Below are 21,988 nucleotides of genomic sequence, written 5' to 3'. Positions count from 1 at the left end.
AGCTGGGGTGGATAGCCGAGCACGTTTTAAGGAAGATTCTTCAGAATGTTCTAGGACTCCTGTTACCAACCGCTCTGCCATTTTTAAGTTTCAGAAAAAAGGAGTAAGAACGTCCCCAAAAATATAAGTAAGAAATAGGAAAATATAATAGAGATTTAGTTATTTTTCTAGTTTTTGAAAAGTGAAATAGAATGGCAAGACCGACTGAAAGTAAGATGCCGAACGCTGCAAGCAATAAATTATTGAAAAATATGATCGAAAAAACAACGAAAACTATCAATAACGATGAAAGAATAGATAAAGTCGCAGTTTTTGATCGAAAAAATGCGTTTAATGAATTTACATCTTGAATGCCGTGCCATGCCTCCCGCAGTATGAACTGGTATGCGGACTCGGGATATCCACGATGCAGCGCTACTAAAGAGCTATCGTTTTCAACGCTAACAGATGCAGACTGAGCCCTTTGACAAATATCTACGTCTTCGGATGTCACCAAACTTTCATTGAACCCTCCAACTAGATCGAAGGTAGTGCGAGACATTATCATATGACCAGAATTGATATAATTACTTTTATCTCCCTGAATAAGAGCGAACCATCCTCTAGACAGGTAGGTATTATTGACAGGCTGGCATTTGCTACCTGTTATTAATCTTTTTTTTAAAACGTAGTCCATTTTATTCTTAAAAAATGGAAACCAAGATTTATGGAGACTTATGTCAGAGTCAATAAATACTAATACCGAACCTTTCGATTTTCCAGTTCCAAAGTTCCTAATCCGTGCAATTGTTCCAACTACAGATGGATATACTCTTACATACTTTTCGTAGGAACGGCAAATCTCAAGAGTTTTGTCCGTAGAGTTGTTGTCAACAACAATTATTTCAAATAACAACTTAGATTCCCGTGATCCCGAAATAACGTCCTCTATCGTTCTTTCAATGTTATTTTCCTCGTTGAACGCAGGTATTATGAAACTTACAATGGGCTCTTCCATAAGCTACTTATTTGGCCTCTATAATAGAGGGTGGGTTCGGGGGGCTGAAGTTTTCATAAAAAGGGCCTATATCCTGAGAAGAGGAGTAGCTCCCATAAAAACCTATCTTTTCTTGAGCTTTCTCGTTTACGACCAGGGCAAGAGCACCTTGGTACGTTACAGATTTTGCCATTGCTGGTATTCCAACGATGATACTATTACCAAGAATTGAGATTTCGGGATCATAAAATCTGTTGTCCAAAGTACTTCCGAGCTGCAAAACTTCATCTTGAATTGACTCAGCTGACCTAGATTCAGAGTACCAGATGTTACTGAGGATCGAATGATTCTTAGTTTCTTTCCGGATTAGCGTTATGTCATCTGAAACTGTAACAATGTTCTTTGAAACTATGATGGTGCTACTTGTGTTCCTTAGAAATAGATTGATTGCTGCCGCAGTCCCATACTCTCGAGCGGAGGGGTCAGAAACATCTAGAATCAAATTGCTGGTGATTTCAACATTGCCACCAATATCTCCGCCAACGCTTATTCCGTAAGGTGCAGTGCCGTTGTTCAGCTCTGACACTGGGCCTAAGCCAGTGTTAATTAGCACATTTTTATCTATTACCACATCAGTTGTCCAGCAAATGTCCTTATCGTCATAATCCTTGGTGCTTAAATTTACCCCAGCGCCTCGTTGATCCTTTATATAATTATGGTGAATGCGAAGGGTTCCAGTGACGTCACCACAATTTCTGCTATCAAAGGGCGACTGGTCGTACGAGTGAATACCGAACTTAGCCTTATTTCCTTCGAGACGATTCCAGCCATATTCCCAGGCAATAGACGGCTGACTGTTAGATGTGTCTCGCTTGGACATATAGGTGGTATGGTGAAAGTGTGATGTCTGCCTACAGCCTAATTCGTAAATATAGTTTCCGAATATTTTCACATTTGACCCTCCCATCTCACCGCTAGAGATTGCTCCATGCCAGCCATTGGAGCACTTTCCGTCCGAATCAGTTAAGCTGTTGCCAACTATTCTGCCATTTTCCGAAGTTTTAACTTGCATTGTTGAGTCGATTGATGAGCCCGCCCCAAACGTAGGGGACGTATCCATGGGATCGTCAAGAAGGCCCCCTTTAACAGTATATTTCGAGAGGACGATTCCAGTAGATACATAGGGATGAACTCCCCAGCGAGGCGATTCAACGATGGGTTGGGTGCCAGGGTATCCCGCTATAGCTATTTGCCGGTCAATAGTGCCTTTCAAGCCTCGCAGAAACATCCCGACATCACGGCCCCCTCCTGTCAGTGATGGTTCTCTTACACCATGGCTGTATACGATATCCCCTGCCTCTAGTCCTTGGTTCCCCGGGGCTGGCTGTGAAGATGGATACCCATTCACGAAACCCCAAGGCAAAGAAAATGATCCGTTTCCGCTCGCGTTACTGCCGTTTTGTTTGACGTGATAGATATTTCCGGGGCGAACATTAAACGATAAAGGGTTTGATGTTTCTCCTGACTGCGTCTGTATCAAAATCTCAGCAGCCCCATTGGGTGATTTTGGAATCGAGAAGGCTACTTCATACATCTGGTGCGAAGAAAATAGATCGGACGGAGATCCCGGGAGGTTTCCGTCAGCAGGCTTCCAGTAATAGATATAGCTAGCTTCACGTTTGACCCCATCGCTATCAGTAAAAAACACTTTTCCCCGCTCTGTTCCAAAGTTTTGCCCCCAAACCGAAACAATAGTCCCTACACCTTTGCCGTCGTTTAATCCGTCACTAGGGCCAGACACAAGATCCGAAAATGCCAGAAATGGCCGTGGTGCGCTCAAAGCGTGAAATGAAGCTAGAATGCCTAAAACAAAAATGACGCCACGAAATATTTTGATCATGATTTTAACCCTCAAAAACCGCCTAACTCCACGGCTAACGATTACATCGAATTAGAGCGCAGGCTTATGTCTGCCCTTAATTAGCTTAGCAGGATTACCGCCACAAACTACAGCGACATCAAATGATTTGGTTATCACAGAGCCTGCGGCTATGACAGTTTGCTCTTTAACCTCAACCATGACAATTGATCCATTTCCGAGCCAGCAATCCTTTCCGATTTCTATTTTTTCGAAATGCCCTCCTTGAAATTGAATTGGCATATCGGGATCATCAAAATTGTGCTGATTCTTCCCGCTTAGAATGTGTACACCGCTCCCAAGTAAGGTATTTGAACCTATTTTGCACTTTCCAATATTACACTGGGGGCCTATGTATACACCTTCCTCAATGGTGGTATCCCTGTGGGAAAAAATAGTTAGAAAGCCGATAGATATGTCCTGTGAAGTATTTGGACATGCAAGATGGTAGAACGCAGCGCGGAGGTAGACGCCGATTTTTCCAGGCAACAAGCTCAGAACTTGTGAGAATGATTGAAACGTCCCATCAGGTTCAAGAATTTTTGAACATGCCCAATAAACGATAAATATTGGCAAGGTCATTAGGGTGAAGCCATATTGAACGAGACGCTTAATAATTTTTTTATTAATCATGAGCGGTTTAGCCTCAGATTAAGCCAAGCTCTTTCTCGTGACGGACTAAAGGTAGCTATGCCTCGCATAAGTCTCAGTGCGATCCGGGTTAGAAGCTGTTTCCAGCTGAGAAGCGGCGCCTTTGAGGGGGGCAGCTGGTCTGGCTGGGAGGGTAGTGTTTCCCTTCCGGATTCGGCTAAGAGGTGGGGGCCATGGTTTTGCATTAGGATAATCATAATTCGAGAAAAGTGGGCTTCGTTGCTTGACGCTAAGCGGGAAACCACATATTGAAGGATCTCGCGGGCGAGAGACAGATATAGTTCATTGTTTAATGGGTCAAATTCTGCTGCCTGAAATAGGAGCATTGCCTTTCGGATATCCTGCGCTGTCCAGGTGTCGTTGGGAAATTCAAGCTGTTCAGGGGTTTCCAGAAAAGGATGTTCGTGATCTTTCATCCATCTGGTGTAGTGGATAAATGCATCACGTGTGGACTTGTATTCCTGATCTAGCTGGCCTTCCCGTCGTTTCAAATGCAGAAATCTCGCGACACTGGTCATGAGTACCAGATAGGACCATCCAGTTTCAGCATTAAGGAGGTTTCGCTTGGATATGTCATCACCCGAATGAATACTGTGCCGGATAACTTGTTCCGCTCTTCGAATCCATGTTGGTTCTCCGGATACCTGCCAAGCGTCGATCAAGGCGTTTATATAGTTTCCGGTACCACGCGTGAAAGGATAGAGGTGGGCATCTGGTGGGGCACCTCTTAGGAGAGCTTTGATAAGGGGAATATCGTACTTTTTTATTGCAACGAGTTGCTCAAGGAGGCCACCCTGACCTTCGTGGAGTGCTACCATCCATCGAGCCAGCTCTAGCACTGTTTCGCGAGAGTTCCGATTCCCAGTCAAAAAATAGTGGTAAAGCAAACCTGTTGTATAACAGTGTTCCGCAGCCGGACCGCCACCTGTTTGACCAGGCGTTGAGCTGGTTTCATTTTGCTTGGAGAAAGTTCTGTGGGTCGCGGAGTGTGCATCCAAATAGTGATCGGTATGCCAGAACAGGCCGTTGTTGTATTCCACTCGATCTTCATCGGTGTGATATATATCGATGTCGACGACGTGCGCTGCTAGATCGTCCATCAGTTTGTACCACTTTCTATCGCCTGTTAGCGCAAACTGTCTTGCAAATCCATATATGGCATCGTATTGGTTGTTGTAGTGAGAGATGAAGGGCGCTGCGCCTTCCTGCCCATACAGTGTCTCGTGATCTGCAAATATATCGCCAAAGTTTCGCCAACCAAATTCGTCGATAAGTTCTCTTTTTGCGAAGAAATTAGAGGGCCCGTTTAGCCCTTCAGCTATGAGTTCGTCGAGAGCGTCGGGCTGAGCATCAGCCTTGAACCAAGGGAAGGCCTCGGCTTGCTCATAGCACTCTGCAGCGAGAACCGGTATTAGAGGTGCATACGCTGTGGCTGCGCTGCTGCAGTCGCGATTAGGGCTGTACGCCATTAAACACCGGAGAGTTTTCTGTTCTCCGCCCTGTAGCTCATAGACATTCTTTGCGTCTTTAGGGAACATGCCGACTGTCAGCTTGCTTCCCTCTTTGCGAAGGCTCGTTGGAAAGTTTTGCCAGAAGTTTGGTGCTGTTACGTCGAGCAGCCTGTGATCATGCTCAATACTAATAAGTGGATTGGCTCGTTTACCTTCATGCAGCAACTCACTAGGAGTGGAGAGTCTATAGCCACAAAATTGAGTGCTGACTTCGCCGTTGCAGTCTATGTGGTTCCGGCTCTTCCAATTTTCGCCACCGCTGGAGTCCTGGTAAAGATTGAAATCGGGCAGCTGGTAAATGCCGGGCGCATCGTCGATCGCCTGAGGTGTGACTTGAGCAATGCTCTTGGCTGGCAGCGTAGTTTCGACGGCAAGTTCCCGAAAGTAAACTGAGCCCGGGTCTCCTAGATCCCATAAACCGCCAGGGTGACGGGCGCGTTTGGGGTTGTGAGTTACCAGTTCCACTTGTACTAGCCCCGTTTCCAGGAAAATACGTAGTTCACATTCAAACCGCGCCAACGGTTCACTATTTTGCTTTAGCCATTCGCCTTTTAAAGTCGCGGCGACAAAAACAGAGCCTTCGTGAGTAATTTTCCAGCTGGCTTCCGTTTTAACCGTGCAGGGCGCGCCATTCTCATCGCTCAAACTCACTACAGATGGAATAGCTGCGCCTTCGTCGTTATCTACGTGCCAAGCCAAGCTGCTGGGCTGCAGAGTAACTCTACCCGTTGCGGTAGAGATCATAAGGCTTTCAGTCGTCTGATCAATAACAGACTCAGGATTACGGGGGGAGGGCGTTTGGTGTTGGGCCAATACCAGGCTCTTCTTGCTGTTTGAGTCCAAGTTGATTAAAAAACTTGCGTGAACCCAACGTATGCTGCCGTCTGGCCAGTGGGCGAGGGGCTGAAGCTGCAAGCTTAGAGGCTTATGGTCATCCAGCAGCGTTAGATTATGGACGGTCTGAATCGTGCCTTTGGGCAGCGGTATACCAAGGCCTACGGGCTCGTTAATGCGAGCTACGCCGTTTACTTCCTCTAGCTGAATGGCTATTTTTTCCATAAATTTGCCTACTACCTAACGTCCTGTGTGGTGCATAGAATAATCTGCCAGCTTGGTAACATAAAGCGAGGTTTTAGAAATGCCTTCCGTGCTACTAAAAACTCCAAACCATAGGAATAAGCGTCAAGCTCACAGCACCGGCAATCAAGCTCAATGGCACGCCAATTTTCACATAATCTGAGAACTTATATCGCCCCGGCCCATACACCATGAGATTGGTCTGGTAGCCCAGCGGGGTAATGAAAGAGGCTGACGCCGCGAACATGACCGCAACCGCAAAAGGCAGCACGCTTACGTCTAGCTTCTGTGCCAGAGCCAGCGCAATAGGGAACATCAGCACGGCGGCCGCATTGTTGGTGATCATCTCAGTAAACATCACTGTTAATACATACACCAGAATCAGCACTTGCCACGGGGATAAATCCCCAATCCCTAACAGCCCACCAACAATCCAATCCGCCGCCCCGGTTACCGTCATCGCGTTACCCAGTGCAAAGGATGCCGCTATGACGACCAACACCGGCAAATCCACACTGCGCCGGGCACGACTCGCTGTCATGCAACCGGAAACAATCATGCCGCCGGCTGCCAGAAAAGCAGCCTCCATAATGGGCAACAAACCACTGGCGCTGGCCAACACCATCAAAGCCAGAATACCCAAAGCGGTTGGCGCTTTGCGAAAGTCTGGAGGCGTTGAGTCATTCAGCGCACTCACCAGCAAGAAGTCACGTCGAAAGCGGTATTGTTCTACAAACTGCTGGCTGGTTTCAAGCAGCAAGGTATCGCCCATGCGAAAGGTAATATCACCAAGCTTACCGGGAACCCGCTGGCCCCCGCGAGCAAGGGAAAAAATCACGGCATTAAAGCGTGTACGAAACTGACTGTCGCGAATGGTTTTTCCAAGGGCGGGAAACTCCGGCCCTAAAACAACTTCTACTAGGCAGCGCTGGTGATTAGCTACGTCCAGCTTATGCACATTGCCACTGGCAGGTTTCAGCCCCTGAATGCGCCGTAGCTCGCTGGCGCATTCAGGGGCACCAATGAAGTACAGCCTGTCACTGGCTTGTAGTACACGATCAGGGTCAACTACCGTAATTAGTCGACCATCGCGCTCGATTTCCGCCAGATAACCATAGCTAAGGGCGCGCAAACCGGCTTCTGCAATGGTTTTTCCTACCAAGGGCCCGGGGCTGACAACTTCAACCTCGACACCGTATTCCCGAACCTGATCCAACTCCTCTCTTATACTGCCGCGATCTGGCAACAGCTTTGATCCAAATAGGACAAGAAAAGCCCCGCCGATGAGTAATAGCGGCACACCAACCCAGGCGAGCTCAAACAACCCCAAGTTGATATCAAGCTCGGACTGCAGCAGACCGTCGACGACCAAGTTGGTGCTGGTACCAATCAATGTGCAAGTGCCGCCCAGAATGGCCGCATAGCTCAGCGGCAACAGCAGCTTGGACACGGGTATGCCTAGGCGCTGGGCCCAGTCCTGAATAGCAGGGATGAACATGGCGACAACGGCTGTATTGTTCATGAAGGCGCTAAGAATGCCCGTTGGCGCTATCATCCTTAATTGGGCGCCTTTCTCGGTTTTCGGGTGCCCCAGCAAGCGCCGTGCAATCCACTGCACCGCACCTGTTTCTTTCAGGCCCGCAGCAACCACGTATAAGGTAGCAATCGTTATAACGCCCGGGTTGCCAAAGCCCGCCAAGGCTTCTACCGGACTGAGAACGCCCACAATCAATAAAAGAGCCAGCGCTGCCATCAGCACAAGGTCTGCCGAATAGCGAGTCAGCATCAGGGTGGACAACACCGAGAGCAGCGTTGCCAATGTGAAAATGCCTTGCCATTCCATATAGTGCGGGGTCTCTTGTCTCGGCGCTTGGCGCAGTGGTTACCCTACGATCAACTTCCGCTCGAGAAGATAATTGATCAACGAGTCCACACAGTCATCCACTGAGGAGCTGGATGTATCTAGGCTGATTTCCGGGTGGGCTGGCGCTTCATACGGCGAGTCGATACCTGTGAAATCACTGATCTCACCGGCGCGTGCTTTTTGATAGAGCCCTTTGGGGTCACGCTCTTCACACGTCGCTAGAGGTGTATCCATGTAAACTTCAATAAATTCACCCGCCGGGAAAAGCTTACGCACCAGGCGTCGATCACTGTTGAAGGGTGAGATGAACGCACTCAATACAATCAACCCTGCATCAGCAAACAGCTTGCTCACTTCACCAATGCGGCGGATGTTTTCCACCCGATCCTCATCGGAAAAACCCAAGTCTCTGCACAAGCCGTGGCGAACATTATCGCCATCCAGCAGGAACGTGTGGTAACCCCGGTTATGCAATGCCACATCCAGCGCATTGGCGATGGTGGATTTTCCGGAACCACTTAGGCCCGTAAACCACAGCAGGCAAGGTTTCTGGTTCTTGTTCTCAGCGCGCTGAGAACGGACAACTTTGTGATCATGCCAAACAATATCGTCTGCCAAAACAGAATCCCTCTGGAATCAAACAGATTTACAGGCCCACTCGGGGTAGTTTTCGCAGATAAATCGGTTGAGGTTCCGCTCTGCCTCGGTGTATTCCCGCTCCGGAAAATCACCCGAGCCATCCAACGCACGCTCCACCATACCCGCTGCCACGGTTACATTGGTAAGACGGTCAATCAGGATGAAAGCTCCGGTGCCCGGATGGCTCTGGTAGTTTTCCATCACCACCGGCTCCGTCAACTGCAGGTCACATAAGCCGATTGCGTTCAACTCCAACCCGCCGGCAATCTGCTTATGGCGCTCCAGCGTGTTTATGTCAACTTCTTCCAGCACCTCATTGACGAAGCAACTGGTCACTTTGGTGCCTATTTTTATTCCGTATTCACGTCCCGGCACCAGCGCTCTCTCGTTCATCCATACCAAATGGGCGGCGACGCGCTCGCCCATGGCAGGTTCCTGGCCGGCGTGCACCAACAGGTCACCCCGGGAAATATCGATTTCATCTTCCAGGGTGATGGTTATCGCATCACCCGGCCATGCAAGCTCAATCTCGCCTTCATAGGTATGAATGCCCTTTACTCGGGAGCTTCTGCCCGAGGGCAATACGGCTAATGTGTCACCCTTATGCACCACACCACTGGCCACGGTGCCGCAGTAGCCACGGAAATCGAGGTTAGGGCGATTCACATACTGCACAGGGAAACGTAAGTCCGTTACGTTCTGGTCTTCACGCAGCTCTACCTGCTCCAGAATGTTCATCAGCGTCTCGCCGTGGTACCAAGGCATGCCTTCGCTCCGGTTAACCACGTTATCGCCGTTCAGGGCAGAGATGGGCACGTAGTAAACATCCTTCAGGCCCAGTTGCGCCGCCAGTTTCTCGTATTCGGCGCGGATTTTATTGAACACTTCTTCGGAGTAATCCACCAGATCCATCTTGTTGATGGCCACAACGATGTGCTTCAGGCCTAGCAAGCTGACAATGAAGCTATGCCTGCGGGATTGCGTAAGCACCCCTTTACGAGCATCAATCATCACCACGGCGAGATCACAGGTGGAGGCACCGGTCGCCATGTTGCGGGTATACTGCTCGTGGCCCGGGCAGTCGGCAATGATGAACTTGCGCTTGTCGGTGGAAAAATATCGATAGGCGACATCAATGGTAATACCTTGCTCACGCTCTGACGCAAGACCATCTACCAGAAGCGCTAAATCAAGCGCTTCACCGGCATTGCCCTGGCGTTCATTGTCTTTATGAAGTGACGCGAGGTGATCTTCAAAAATTAGTTTGGAATCGAACAACAGACGGCCAATCAGCGTCGACTTGCCATCATCCACACTGCCACAGGTTAAAAAGCGTAGCAGGTCTTTGTTTTCGTGTTGATCCAGGTACGCGAGGATATCGGATTCAATCAATTCGGATGCGTGTGACATAACAATTCCTTAGAAGTACCCTTCGCGTTTCTTCTGTTCCATGGAGGCGGCAGAGTCGTGGTCAATGACGCGACCCTGGCGTTCCGATGTTTTGGTCAGAAGCATCTCCTGAATAATCTCTGGCAGGGTGGTTGCATCAGATTCAACGGCGCCGGTCAGTGGGTAGCAGCCCAACGTACGGAACCGGACCCTCTTCATTTGTGGGGTTTCACCGGGCTTCAGAGGCATCCTGTCATCATCCACCATAATCAATGTGCCATCCCGTTCTACCACTGGGCGTTCAGCGGCCAAATATAGAGGCACGATATCGATATTTTCGAGGTAGATGTATTGCCAGATATCCAGCTCGGTCCAGTTAGACAAAGGGAATACCCGAATGCTCTCGCCTTTGTTGACCTTGCCGTTATACAGGTTCCAAAGTTCGGGGCGCTGGTTTTTCGGGTCCCACCGATGAAACTTGTCCCGGAATGAGTAGACGCGTTCCTTGGCACGGGACTTTTCTTCATCACGGCGAGCACCGCCGAAAGCGGCATCAAAGCCGTACTTTTCCAACGCCTGTTTGAGCGCCTGGGTCTTCATTACATCTGTGTGTTTGGCGCTGCCGTGGGTAAACGGCCCGACGCCTTGCTCCACACCTTCCTGATTGGTGTGCACAATCAGCTTCATGCCCACCTTTTTCGCCATCTTGTCCCGAAAGGTAATCATCTCCCGGAACTTCCAGGTGGTATCCACGTGCATCAGCGGGAACGGAGGCTTGCCCGGCGCGAAAGCCTTCATCGCGAGGTGCAGCATGACGGCCGAATCCTTGCCAACTGAATACAGCATCACCGGGTTATCAAACTCGGCGGCCACTTCGCGGATGATGTGAATGGACTCCGCCTCAAGCTGTTTGAGGTGGGTTTTCTTGGGAGGGGTTAAGGTCATATTGATTGCCCATATAACAAAAGTTCAAACATTATAGCCCCTCTCTACTCGCGCGCGAGAGGGCTTAATTCCAGAAGTTCGCCATTACATCTAAAAATGCTTCTAATTGCTCAGCCGGCAGTTCATTAATCCCGGCCGCCGCCTTTCGACCGCCCCCCGTTGGAAACTGGCGAGCCAGTTCATCGGCACCAGTGCGGTTATTCAAAGGGGCACGAATACTCACCAGATAACTGCCGTTGGCGCTTTCGGTAATGATGCCACAGGCCTTATCCGGATTGCGGTTTGCCAGCTCATTGCCCAATACGCCGCTAACGCGGCGAGCCCAGGGTTCATCCGGGAGCTTTACAACGGTAGACGACGCATTCTCGGCTATCACCGGTGCCGCAAGACCGCTGGCCATATCGGCCTCATAGCCTTTTCGCAGTTTTTCCCAAGCCGGCGGCTGGGAAGTTATCAGCTCAAGTGGGTCCTCAAACTTTACAAACTCACGGTAAAGATCTGCCGGGTGGAAGTGCAGGTCGTCCACTGTCGCCCCATAGCCGTTGTAGTTGATGCACACACCGAGGGACTTAAGCGATTTGGCCTGCTTGGAAGATAACCCGGCCGCGTTCGCGAGATCTTCAGCGACGGCATTGAGGTTATCACCAAAGGCAGCGGCAATCGCCCAGTTATGAAATTGGCCGTTCAGGTGTTTATCTATTAGCAAGCTGGTGCACGTGGTGGGCTGAGTATCGATCAGAGCGGTAAAGTTGGGCGCGTCTGGCAACAATTCACCCGGGAAATGGTGATCCACATAAAATACCGCGCTGCCAGCCGCTAAAAGTGCATCTACAGCTTCCCGATTTTTGTCGAGGCTGACATCAAGAATTGTCGCCTTCACCGGTTCGATGGTTGGAACCTGACGCGCAAGAGCAATGTCTCGCTTAACCCCGGTAATCAACGTTGTCACTATAGGCTCAGCTAGCCGCAGCTGTATCAGGGCGCAAATACCATCGGCATCGCCGTTAAACACATCGTATGCATTCATATCAATTCACAATTCAGTAAGTCAAAGAGATGGCTAATCGGCCCAACTTGGAATATGCATGCGATAGTAATAATCAATTGATCTGGGGCATCACTTGATGATGTATTCCAAAACTTCCGTTGGCGCGCTGAACATACCTTTGTCGTCATGCGTACGCATTTGAAAATACCACGTCCCTTTATCAAGATTTTCAATCGTGTAGAGGGTTTCCTGCCCCGGAATATAAACTTTTTCATCTAAAGAATCGGGTTGCTGGCCGTAGCTCAGTTCGTAATCTACGATCTCTCCCAATGACAACGAACCTCCATCAACCCTTGTGAGTGGGGCCGTCCATGTCAGGGTAACTGACGACTGACTTGCTTCATTTGTGGGGGGTAGCGGTTGTGGGCTGATTACGACGGGTGGCGTATCGACCACTTCATCAAGCGCCTCTGCTGTCCACGGGCTCAAATTAGCCTGAAAGGCTTCCAGATTCGAAATACCTGCGGCATTATTAATAACCGATGAGTCGTCGACATAAGCATTCGTACCTTGCTGGTGTTCCCAAGTATCAGGAATACCATCGTTATCAGTATCAACAGATTGACTCACCGTGTCAGACAAATCTAATACCGTGAAAATGTCTTCTGCGTTTAGCGCCGTGCCCGTAACAATGTCAATAAATTGAATGGAAAGATTGGCGTGGCCTCGATACTCATAAAACTCAATGCTGACAGGGTAGCTTTGTCCGGCGCTCGCGGTTATTTGAGCAGAAGCCGGCTCACTCGAGTACATCCATTCATCGATAATGCGCTGGCCGTCGAAGCTCATACGTACGCCATCGTCATGCTCGGCAATAACCTGATAGTCCCTCTCTCCGTCCTTATGGGGCGGAGTAAACAGTGTTAAAAAGCGAGCACTGAACCTATTATCTCGAACCTCAGGTGCCGGGGAGCCTGCACCCCAACTAAAATTTAGTTCCGGCTCTGCACGAGCCAACACAAATTCCTCGAAATTCTGGAACGAAAAGTACTGCGCCCATATCCCTGCTATGCGAGTTTCTGCTTGGACGGGCATATCTTCAATATTTGTTAAATCCGAACCCGCTACATACTCTTCAAGATTACTAAAACCATCATTGTCGAGATCAGCCTGCGCATCGGCGGGATCTAACGCGTCTAGGCCATAAGCAAACTCTGCCCCATCAGGTATTCCGTCCCCATCTGAATCAGCGTTAGTTGGGCTGGAGCCCACCCAAAATTCGTCGTAATTCGTGAGAATGTCATTGTCACTATCGGCGTTGCTGTCGTTCGGGTTGTTAGAATCCAGCCCGTAGAACGCTTCCCAGTTGTCGTATAAACGGTCTTGGTCGTTATCCAACGGCGGGTAGGCTGGCGTAAAAGGCAAAGCCTGTTTGCCGTCAAAAAAACCAACTCGATACCCGAGTTCATAACCGGTAACGGACTGAGCATCGTCAGGGTAGACCTGCGACCCTTGTGAAAACGATGACAAATACTGCCCATCTATTACGGCCTGACTAAAGCCTGGGCCTTCCCAGGCAACAGCAAATTGGTCGCCACCGCCGGCTTCACGGTATCGCATCTCAAAATAATAGCGTTGGCCGGATGATAGAGTGATATCGCCAGACGTCTGAGAACTGTACTTGCTGAATTCTCCGCTTCTGGCCCAACCCGGAACAGAAGCTATAATACGTGCCTCACTGGGGGAGGTAGAGTTGCTCAGTAAAAACTGTCCGTCATCATCGCTGGTCACAAAAAAGCGATATTGCCCATCAGCGGGTGCCGTGATGTAACCCCGCACCAAACCAGCATAACGGTCACCCCTGTTAGTGGGGCCTTCTAAGCGATTAAGCTGTAACACGTCGTCTGGATTGTCGGGGTATCGTGCTAGGCTATCTAAGACATTTACAGATGAGATAGTTACGTTGTTGTAATACCAAATCTCAACAACGCCTTGCTCACTTTTTTCAGGCAAAGCAGCCGGCGCAGGCAAGGTATCGATATCTCGAGGCGTCAACGTGCTACAGCCAGAGGTTATAAGTATAGAAATACAAACAACAAGAAATTTTTTGTTGGCCTGCATGGCCGTACCTCCAGATTTACCTTGCGCACAAAAGGATTATTTTGAGCGCTTGATGTACCACATTAACTTTAGCACAAATTAAAAAAATAGATGATTTAATGAGCCGAACTTTGCGCCGTAACATCGCTGGTATTGATCTACCATCTGCTCTACCGAGAATTTATCTTTAAATCTCGCTTTTGCGGCGCTGCCCATTTTTTTTCGTTGTCCTGGCTGATTCAGTAAGTTCTTTATGGCGCGGGTAAAGGCTTCCTGGTCATCACTTTCAATCAGAAAACCTGTTTCTTTGTCTTCGACAATTTCTGCCGTACCTCCTACTCGAGTGGCTACCGTGGGAATGCCAAGGCTCATGGCTTCTAGCAGGGTCATGGAGGTACCTTCGGTGAAGGACGGAAGAAGGAATATGTCCATCAAGCTGAGGTAGTCGGCAGGCTGGGATTGGAACCCGGTAAAGATGACAGCGCTGTTGAGCTCTAACTGCCGAGTTATTGCTTCCAGGTTTTCGCGCTCGGGGCCGTCGCCGACCAGCAGCAGGCGCACTTTATAACCTTGATTGATCAGGGCGCGGGTGGCTTGCAGCATCATGGGCTGATTTTTGACCGCGTCCAGCCTTGCTACGGTGCCTATAACAACGTCGCCCGATTTAATACCCAGCTCCGTTATGAGTTCCTGTTTGCGGTCTTCTTTTACGGTTAATGGCGTGATGCCGTTGTAGATGACCGCGATTTTGGATGCTGGCAGGTATTCATATTCAATCAGTGCTTCGCGGGTAGCCGCTGATATGGCCACCAGGCGATGAGAGGAGAGTGCAATGATGGGGTTGATCAGCCTTGCTTTTTTCCGGTGTTGGTCTGGGTGAAAGCGGCCGTGTTCGGTGAACACCACTTTTGCGCCTGTGCCCCAGTGTGCAAACCAGCCGTAGGTGTAGGGCGAGTATTGGTGGCAATGCACAAAGTCGAAACGGCCGGACTTGATGAGGCGCCGGAGCCAGCGGATTGTTTTCCAGTCTAGCCCTGGCCCGCGCTTTCTGGAATGGATGGTGATGCCGTTGTCTGCTTCCATGGCCTTGCCTATGGCACCGACTTCGCCATCAATGCAGGCGATTTCGCACCGGAACCGTTGTGGGTCCAGGTTGATGACCAGTTGGCGAATAACCTGTTCGGTGCCGCCGAAGCCCATATTGAAGGTAACGTGCAAGATGCGGGTTGGGATACGGGTTGGAGAGTGATTGTCAGCCACGGGCAGGGTCGCTTTGTGGGACAAAAGGTTTCATCAGGCTCTGCCGTATTGATCTTGTAAGCGCACAATGTCGTCTTCGCCCAAATACGAGCCGGATTGCACTTCAATCAATTCCAAAGGAATAACGCCCGGGTTTTCGAGGCTGTGAATCTCGCCAATGGGAATGTAAGTCGACTGGTTCTCGGTGACCAGGTACTGCTTTTCGCCATTGGTGACCATGGCGGTTCCGCTGACCACAATCCAGTGTTCTGCCCGGTGGTGGTGTTTTTGCACCGAGAGCTTCGCACCGGGGTTCACGGTTATGCGTTTTACCTGATAGCGGTGGCCGTTGTCGATTGAATCAAACACGCCCCAGGGCCGGTACACTTCGCGATGGTTTATGTGTTCGTGGCGCCCGTCCGATTCAATGGACGCGACCAGGGCTTTTACATCTTCTACGTGGTCTTTGTGGGCAACCATAATCGCGTCTTTGGTTTCGACCACGATGAGGTTCTCAACGCCGACCAATGCAACCAGCCGGTGATCGGCGCGGACCAGTGAATTGCTGGCGTTGTGAAGCATGACATCGCCGTTGCAGGCGTTGCCGTTCGCATCTTTGTCCAGTTTTTCCCAAAGTGCAGACCAGGATCCGATGTCACTCCAGCCGGCGTCCATCTCGATGACTACGCCTGCGCCAGTTTTCTCCATAACGGCGTAATCGACGGATTCACTTGGGCACGCACGAAACGCCTCTTCGTTGATTCGAATAAACGTTAGGTCCGGCACGGGGTTTGCCATTGCTTGTGTGCAGGCTTCAAGGATATCCGGCCGCCACTGCTTAAGTTCTTCCAGGTATCTGTCGGCCCTGAACAGGAACATGCCGCTGTTCCAGGTGTAGTTTCCTTCTGTCAGATAGCTTTGTGCGGTTTCTTTGGAGGGCTTCTCTACGAATTCGTCTAATTCACAGGCAGCTGGCCCCAGGGTTTTTCCTGCGCGGATGTAGCCATAGCCGGTGTGGGCCATGTCTGGTTTTATGCCAAAGGTAACGAGCTTTCCCTGGGCTGCATAGCGGGCAGCGTTTTCTACCGCGGCGCGAAAAGCCGCTTCATCATCTATAACGTGATCGGCCGCCAGCACCAGTAATACCGCGTTTGGGTTTTCCCTCACCAGAGCCAGCGCTGCCAGGGCAATGGCTGGCGCTGTATTGCGCCCGACAGGTTCCAGCAGAACTTTGGCATCGTTTATTCCGGCGGCCCGCAGTTGCTCGGCGGCCAGGAAGCGGTGTTCGTTGTTACAGATGATCGTTGGTGGTGCGGTCTCTAAGCCCTTCAGGCGCGCTATTGTGGCTTGCAGCATGGAATTTTTGCCCAGCAAGGGTAGGAACTGCTTGGGGTGCAGTTGCCGTGATAACGGCCATAAACGTGAGCCGCTGCCGCCTGCAAGAACGATTGGGAAAAGCATAAAAATGACCTTGTAAACTGGGTGAATGTCGTTGTGTGCCGGCTTCAGATTTGCTGGTAGATCCACTTCATACCCGCGCGGGTAATCTGGCCCATTTCACGGTTGGTGTTCCACGAAAACGTCTTTCGCCCGCGGTGCTGGGCTTCCAGATGAGCCAAGAAATTGTATACCAGATTGGCGCGAAAATAAGGGGTTTCAGCAATCAGAGGCGGCAATCCGTAGGCTTTCAAGAACCTGGTAGGCAACTCGCGGAGCAGGCTACGACGGGTGCGGTTGGTTTGCGCGATGGCCCAGAGGGTGCTGTAGAAACGCGCCACGTCTTCCAGGTTGCTTGAGATCCGGGTTTTGCTGAAATCCAGTATGTGCATGTTCTGCTGGCTGTCCACCAACACGTTATAAAGCACAAAGTCGCCATGGACCTGGCACGGGAAGGCGTTATTGAAGGACAGGTAGTCGGGAGTGGTGAGTTTCTGTAATTCTGTAGAATATTTTTGCTCGATTTTTTTGAGATTGGGCTCTGGTATCAGTTTGCTTGCCCGGATTCCGCGAATTTTTTGTGCGAATGCTGTTACCAGCCAGCTACCATCGGTACTTTCTGGCGTTAGCCCGGCGGAACTGTTGTGGTACTTGCGTAGCCAGGTGCCGATCTCTGTAATGCGATGGACCAGGGTATCTGGATTCTGCAACCGGTGGCCTTGTAGGCGGCCGAGCAGATTGGTTGGGTTCCAGAGGGCATGAAACAGTTCCTTGCCGATGACCTTTTTTGTGATCAGGCGGTTTTTGGCTTCGTTAAAGCTGACAAGTTCGATGGCTTTGACGTGGGTTGTTTGAATATTCAGGTGCCGGCACCGGATGAGCTCCATCGCCTCTGGCTTCAGGCTGCATTTTAAAGTGTGTTTTGCATAAGTGTTAGACGACAGGATGCCAGTGCTGCTTGCGTTGCTGCGTAATCTGCCGCGCATTTCGCCCTGGCTTGTGCTCATTGGGACGTGCTCTGTATCAGCGTGAACGATTGGGCCTGTAGCGTCGTCTTTTGGTTAATGACGGCGTTGTAAGCGCTTTCACAATTTCGCTGCTGGCAAGAGGCTTGAAGGGTTACCAGCGCAAAGTGCGTTGCACCCTCAAGCAGCGCCGGTATCTGCAGAAGTTTGGCGTTGCGGTAGCTGTCGGCACGGTAGTCACCCACCTGATACCACTGCGCCATAACCACCTGTTCCCGCGTGAGTATGTTGCGATAAACCGTTGCGCCGGGCTGTTGATGGCTCTCGCGCAGCCATTGTGAGCGGTTGAACTGTGCTGGCAGGTAAGGCACCAGCTTGTCGTCGGCGCTGGTGCGTTGGTTTTGGGCCAATAATATCCAAGTGCCTGCGGTGCGCCAGGCTTGCTGGTTTAGGGCTTCCGGCATGCTTAGGGGGATCGGTAGCGACTGCAGTTCGGCTTTTGGGCTGTTCGCCATGTTCAGCGACCAGAGCCCGGGTTGGGTGGTTGTGGTGGTTGCCAGCGTTAGGGCAACGGGGCCGATCAGAACGGCAACGGCGATGGCGATGTAGCCTTTTTTGTTGATGTTTGCTGGCTGGGTTTGGCTGTCGGGGCTGCGCTTCATGACCGGTGAGAAGTACATAACCGGGATGATGAAGGCGCCGTATACTAGCCAGCCCATCAGTTCATGGTCTGTCAGCAGGTCGCTTTGCATTTCGGACTGATAGCCAACTACCACCAGGATGGTAATGCGAACCCAGTTTACGATCAGCGCAAGCGTGATGGCGACGCTGAGGCTTGCCAGCCAGCCGCGCCAGCGGTAGTCGTTCAATACGGAGGTCATCGCCGCCAGTAGAATAGAGATGGCGAAGTAGCGAATACCGGAGCAGCCGTCTTCAATAACCAATCGGCCGAAGGGCACGGTAATGCTGTTGCCTTCGATGAGGGCCGGCATATTCAACCAGCTTACCCAGGTGCCTACTACTGCGCTGGCCAGGTGAACCAGTGCCGGTATTAAGTCGCCCCAGAATGGCAGTGATAGTGACAAAACCAGAATGTAGGGCACAAAGCTAATCATGCGCTGCCAGCCCAGTAGCGCCCAGGTTATGCCAGCAACGCCCGCAGGCAATGCAAAGTAGGCGAGGGTGTCGATGCGGGCAAGTTCCAGCACTGCCCAACCCAAGGTGATGACAATCAGCGCCAGAGCGCCAGTTTTGTAAAAGGGCCTTTGCCGATGGGTTGACGCTTTATTGGGTGCCGGTGGGTGGGTGATCACCAGCCAGAGAAAAATGAGTGCGGTTGCCAGCCCGTGGGCGAGTACTTGTTCGAAGTCTAGCCATTCGCCGATCAAACGGAGCCAGGTGGGTAGAAACAGACCAATGGCGAGCACAGTGGCCAGAATGTAGGGCGTTGCGGTTGGTAGGTTTTGTTGCGCTTTCCGTAGCATTGGGTGTCCACCGGAACGGATGAAGGCGTTAGGGTAACGTGTATTTAAGCGTTGGAAAACACAAATAAAAAGTAAAAAAGCCAGCCGAAGCTGGCTTTTTTCAAGCTTGATTAGATCAAGACTTTTGACGACGACGGGCAGCGCCCAGGCCGGCTAAGCCGAGGCCTAGGAGAGCAAGGGTGCCGGGTTCTGGAGCGTCGATAACTATGACATTGTCCAGAAAGTTCCCTACGGTGCCAGTAGATGGAACGATGGCTGTGAACGCTATCTTAGAAGTTTCTGATGTCGCCATAAAGTTGTAAGTAGGGTTGGTCCAGTCATTTGTGTTTCCGTTAGCGATGTTAAAGGTGTCGCCGGAACCGTTTACGTCCCCAAAGTAAAAGCTGAACTCTTCTGCTGGGTTTGTGTTTGCTCTCGCGCTGTAAGCGAAAGACACCTCATAGATGGTTCCGATTACTGAATCGAAGCTTTGAAAAATTGAGTAAGGGCCGCCATCACGCGAGTTCAACTCGAGGTATTGAGATCCATCGGCTGGGGCAGGGCCATTCGGTTGGGCGCCAATATCGCGGTTCCAAAACTCTACATCTCCAGTTGATTTCCACCCTAACAGCTCTTCGGGTGTTAAGAACTCATATCCTGAAACCCCAGGGTTTTCGAAGCTACCATTTGTGAGAATGCTTGCACTGGCTATTGAACTCATGCCCAAAGCGGCAGCAACGACAACGCTCGTAAGGAGTGCGGTTTTCAGTTGTGCTTTCTTCATGATTGTTTCCCTGTTTTTCGTCAATCCCTGCTTTCCATAATTATTTTGAGCAGAGAGGATTTGCGTTTGGTTTTAAGTGGTTTGTAACTTATTCTATATTAAGCAATAAAAAAGCCAATTTATAAAAAAATCAATAAATACAGAAAGATAGACTGGGTTTAAAAGCAATTGAAACGGCTAGGCTGGGGGTGTGTATAAAATCTCGACGCTTTGGCTGCCTTGAGTTCAATATAATGCGGTGGGCGCGGATTTGGGTGCTTGTGTAGGGTAGGGGACAGATTTGAAATCTGTCCCCGGTCTGTCCCCGGTCTGGCCCATAAAAAAGTCAGCCGAAGCCAGTAAGCCCGAGGCTGAGCAGGGCTAGGGTGCCTGGCTCTGGTATGCGGGCTACGTCGAAGGCTACGCCACCTGACCTGCTAAGTTCTACTTTGTCGGAGTCATCTGAGTTACAAAAGTATACAAAATACAGAATGGTAGAATCGGTTAAAAAGTAATCGAGGGGGCGAGGACATTATAAGTGTATAAAATTTCGACTTCGTGCCTGTCGTGGGTTTGCGGTTCTGGCGTGGAGAGCGTAATTCGCTAGGGAATACAACGATATACCTTTACAGAGGGATTTTCGTTCTCGGCAGCTGCATTGCTCTATCGCTCGTTCAAGTTGCGTTAGTTCTCCATGATAAGTTTTAAAATCAATAGGTTGAGGTAATGTAAGGTGATGAACGACAGCGTAAAGAAAATCGACGCTCGTTTTAAGGGGGTGTTGGTAGTGTTGAGGGTGCTGGTTGTTCAGAATTGAGAAAACACAAATTTAAAACAAAAAAAGTCAGCCGAAGCTGACTTTTTCAAATACCCTGTCGTAATCAGGCTTTCTGACGACGACGTGAAGCGCCAAGACCGGCAAGGCCGAGGCCAAGGAGGGCCAGGGTGCCTGGCTCTGGTACTGGAGTGATGTCCTCGACGTAAACCATCAAGTCGTTGAAGTCGAAATCGCCTCCATCTTCAAACGCGACGATATAGTCGTCATCTTCCCAAAGCGTACAGTTGCCAGTAGCCATTGCAGTGCAGCCGAAATCAAGCTCTGATCCAAGGTTCAAGTACTGGCCTTGGCCTTGAATAGAAACCATGCGCTCAGCGCCGCCTACGTTTTTGGTCGCGTCAGAGTAGATAACTGGAGCGCCGCCTCCACCAAGATAAAAGCCGAAGGTATCGCTGCTGAAAGTGGTTGCCAAGACGTTGTCTACGAAGACGTCGACACCGGCTCCAGACAATTCGAACCCAACTCTGGCTCGATTGCTGGCGTCGACTACTGTGCCTGTATAGCCACCAGAAGTCTCGAAGGCACCTGAATCACTGCCAGCAAAAAGCTGAACGTAGTCGTTGCCATTGAAAATACCGAAGGATTGAGTGGCGGCATTTCCAGTGATTTCAATCAAAAACGTTGCCGAGCTGTCGCCTTCGGACGATCTGAAATAGCCATTCGTTGAGGCGTCGTTCGTAGCCGTGTCACCTAACGCATTGACCGCGTTGCCGGTAACGAGCAGCGTTCCGTTAATGATTTCGTTTAGGTTCGCCTCTCCACCATTATTAATAACTACAGCCTGTGCCGACATCGCGGCTGCGGATAGTGCGATTACAGCCACTAGTTTCTTGAGTTTCATGAGTGTTCTCCGGTTGAGTCGCTTTTTAACGTTATAGTTCGCTAGGCAACCAGGCTGTCTCTTTTCCCCAGAGATCCTTGGCTTTCCGTCCCATCCTCACAAATGGTTTGGCTGCTGGTTAGGCGCTTGCCTTTTCCATATCTAATACGAAGCGATTACCGTGCCAACTTTTAAGCTTGTTGTTTCTTATAGGTTTTTTATTACTCTGATTTATGGGCTGTAAAGAAATTCGACATCGCCATACAAAAAGCCGCTGAATGCGGGATTCAGCGGCTTTTGGGTTATGCAGGGTAGTTGGTGGGGCATTAAATAGGGGACAGATTTGAAATCGATTTCTCGGGGTCAGGTCTTGCGTTTTGCCTCTCGAATAATCCGGCTTACGCG

18 protein-coding genes and 1 riboswitch are annotated in these 21,988 nt (G+C 50.3%); all 18 genes read right to left on the bottom strand.

Annotated features, from left to right (window positions below):
- Positions 1-40: 40 nt before the first annotated feature.
- A complete protein-coding gene (locus tag MELB17_RS23925; RefSeq protein ID WP_083796403.1) occupies positions 41-997 on the bottom strand; it encodes a glycosyltransferase in 957 nt (318 codons plus the stop codon).
- Positions 998-1,004: 7 nt separating this feature from the next.
- The gene (locus tag MELB17_RS14920) at positions 1,005-2,876 is read right to left on the bottom strand and encodes a hypothetical protein (protein ID WP_157133315.1); all 1,872 of its coding nucleotides are present in this window, start codon (positions 2,874-2,876) and stop codon (positions 1,005-1,007) included.
- A gap of 51 nt (positions 2,877-2,927) precedes the next feature.
- Complete coding sequence (locus MELB17_RS14915) at positions 2,928-3,527, bottom strand: acyltransferase (RefSeq protein ID WP_007351120.1); 600 nt, start codon at positions 3,525-3,527, stop codon at positions 2,928-2,930.
- Positions 3,524-6,115 (bottom strand): hypothetical protein, encoded by a 2,592-nt coding sequence (locus MELB17_RS14910; RefSeq protein ID WP_007351119.1) that lies wholly within the window; start codon positions 6,113-6,115, stop codon positions 3,524-3,526. Before MELB17_RS14910 ends, MELB17_RS14915 begins: the two co-directional genes overlap by 4 nt.
- 94 nt (positions 6,116-6,209) lie before the next feature.
- Entirely contained in the window at positions 6,210-7,976 is a 1,767-nt protein-coding gene (locus MELB17_RS14905) for an SLC13 family permease (RefSeq protein ID WP_007351118.1), read from the bottom strand.
- Between the two features lie 39 nt (positions 7,977-8,015).
- A complete protein-coding gene (cysC, locus tag MELB17_RS14900; protein WP_007351117.1) occupies positions 8,016-8,615 on the bottom strand; it encodes an adenylyl-sulfate kinase in 600 nt (199 codons plus the stop codon).
- Between the two features lie 18 nt (positions 8,616-8,633).
- A complete protein-coding gene (gene cysN, locus MELB17_RS14895; RefSeq protein WP_007351116.1) occupies positions 8,634-10,046 on the bottom strand; it encodes a sulfate adenylyltransferase subunit CysN in 1,413 nt (470 codons plus the stop codon).
- 9 nt (positions 10,047-10,055) lie between these two features.
- Complete coding sequence (gene cysD, locus MELB17_RS14890; RefSeq protein ID WP_007351115.1) at positions 10,056-10,970, bottom strand: sulfate adenylyltransferase subunit CysD; 915 nt, start codon at positions 10,968-10,970, stop codon at positions 10,056-10,058.
- Between the two features lie 64 nt (positions 10,971-11,034).
- The gene (locus MELB17_RS14885; protein WP_007351114.1) at positions 11,035-11,997 is read right to left on the bottom strand and encodes a DHH family phosphoesterase; all 963 of its coding nucleotides are present in this window, start codon (positions 11,995-11,997) and stop codon (positions 11,035-11,037) included.
- A gap of 90 nt (positions 11,998-12,087) precedes the next feature.
- Positions 12,088-14,079, bottom strand: a complete 1,992-nt coding sequence (locus MELB17_RS14880) for a PA14 domain-containing protein (RefSeq protein WP_007351113.1) — start codon at positions 14,077-14,079, stop codon at positions 12,088-12,090.
- Between the two features lie 78 nt (positions 14,080-14,157).
- A complete protein-coding gene (locus tag MELB17_RS14875) occupies positions 14,158-15,318 on the bottom strand; it encodes a glycosyltransferase (RefSeq protein ID WP_007351112.1) in 1,161 nt (386 codons plus the stop codon).
- Positions 15,319-15,351: 33 nt separating this feature from the next.
- Positions 15,352-16,758, bottom strand: a complete 1,407-nt coding sequence (locus MELB17_RS14870; protein WP_036184993.1) for a mannose-1-phosphate guanylyltransferase/mannose-6-phosphate isomerase — start codon at positions 16,756-16,758, stop codon at positions 15,352-15,354.
- 44 nt (positions 16,759-16,802) lie between these two features.
- On the bottom strand, positions 16,803-17,741 hold the full coding sequence (locus MELB17_RS14865) for a phosphotransferase (RefSeq protein ID WP_007351110.1): 939 nt from the start codon (positions 17,739-17,741) through the stop codon (positions 16,803-16,805).
- Complete coding sequence (locus tag MELB17_RS14860) at positions 17,738-19,183, bottom strand: exosortase/archaeosortase family protein (RefSeq protein WP_007351109.1); 1,446 nt, start codon at positions 19,181-19,183, stop codon at positions 17,738-17,740. Before MELB17_RS14860 ends, MELB17_RS14865 begins: the two co-directional genes overlap by 4 nt.
- 115 nt (positions 19,184-19,298) lie before the next feature.
- Positions 19,299-19,946, bottom strand: a complete 648-nt coding sequence (locus tag MELB17_RS25705; RefSeq protein WP_007351108.1) for a DUF642 domain-containing protein — start codon at positions 19,944-19,946, stop codon at positions 19,299-19,301.
- 325 nt (positions 19,947-20,271) lie between these two features.
- Positions 20,272-20,328: a PEP-CTERM sorting domain-containing protein gene (locus tag MELB17_RS26525; RefSeq protein WP_227498930.1), complete on the bottom strand. Its 57-nt coding sequence runs from the start codon at positions 20,326-20,328 to the stop codon at positions 20,272-20,274.
- A gap of 478 nt (positions 20,329-20,806) precedes the next feature.
- Positions 20,807-21,604, bottom strand: a complete 798-nt coding sequence (locus MELB17_RS14850) for a PEP-CTERM sorting domain-containing protein (RefSeq protein ID WP_007351107.1) — start codon at positions 21,602-21,604, stop codon at positions 20,807-20,809.
- 41 nt (positions 21,605-21,645) lie between these two features.
- A riboswitch (cyclic di-GMP riboswitch) is annotated at positions 21,646-21,726 on the bottom strand.
- On the bottom strand, positions 21,723-21,988 hold a 266-nt coding region (locus MELB17_RS25695; RefSeq protein WP_227498925.1), incomplete at its 5' end, for a hypothetical protein. Its footprint overlaps the riboswitch before it by 4 nt.

The sequence above is a fragment of the Marinobacter sp. ELB17 genome (assembly GCF_000169375.1).
In the GTDB taxonomy this organism is placed as follows: Bacteria; Pseudomonadota; Gammaproteobacteria; order Pseudomonadales; family Oleiphilaceae; genus Marinobacter.
This window is presented reverse-complemented; position numbering and strand designations above follow the sequence as displayed.

Coding starts and splice junctions, on each gene's coding strand:
- MELB17_RS14905 (WP_007351118.1), bottom strand. CDS start 7,976: ATGGAATGGCAAGGCATTTTCACATTGGCAACGCTGCTCTCGGTGTTG.
- MELB17_RS14915 (WP_007351120.1), bottom strand. CDS start 3,527: ATGATTAATAAAAAAATTATTAAGCGTCTCGTTCAATATGGCTTCACC.
- MELB17_RS14885 (WP_007351114.1), bottom strand. CDS start 11,997: ATGAATGCATACGATGTGTTTAACGGCGATGCCGATGGTATTTGCGCC.
- MELB17_RS14865 (WP_007351110.1), bottom strand. CDS start 17,741: ATGAGCACAAGCCAGGGCGAAATGCGCGGCAGATTACGCAGCAACGCA.
- MELB17_RS14870 (WP_036184993.1), bottom strand. CDS start 16,758: ATGCTTTTCCCAATCGTTCTTGCAGGCGGCAGCGGCTCACGTTTATGG.
- MELB17_RS14850 (WP_007351107.1), bottom strand. CDS start 21,604: ATGAAACTCAAGAAACTAGTGGCTGTAATCGCACTATCCGCAGCCGCG.
- MELB17_RS14880 (WP_007351113.1), bottom strand. CDS start 14,079: ATGCAGGCCAACAAAAAATTTCTTGTTGTTTGTATTTCTATACTTATA.
- cysN (WP_007351116.1), bottom strand. CDS start 10,046: ATGTCACACGCATCCGAATTGATTGAATCCGATATCCTCGCGTACCTG.
- cysD (WP_007351115.1), bottom strand. CDS start 10,970: ATGACCTTAACCCCTCCCAAGAAAACCCACCTCAAACAGCTTGAGGCG.
- MELB17_RS14860 (WP_007351109.1), bottom strand. CDS start 19,183: ATGCTACGGAAAGCGCAACAAAACCTACCAACCGCAACGCCCTACATT.
- MELB17_RS23925 (WP_083796403.1), bottom strand. CDS start 997: ATGGAAGAGCCCATTGTAAGTTTCATAATACCTGCGTTCAACGAGGAA.
- MELB17_RS14910 (WP_007351119.1), bottom strand. CDS start 6,115: ATGGAAAAAATAGCCATTCAGCTAGAGGAAGTAAACGGCGTAGCTCGC.
- MELB17_RS25705 (WP_007351108.1), bottom strand. CDS start 19,946: ATGAAGAAAGCACAACTGAAAACCGCACTCCTTACGAGCGTTGTCGTT.
- MELB17_RS14920 (WP_157133315.1), bottom strand. CDS start 2,876: ATGATCAAAATATTTCGTGGCGTCATTTTTGTTTTAGGCATTCTAGCT.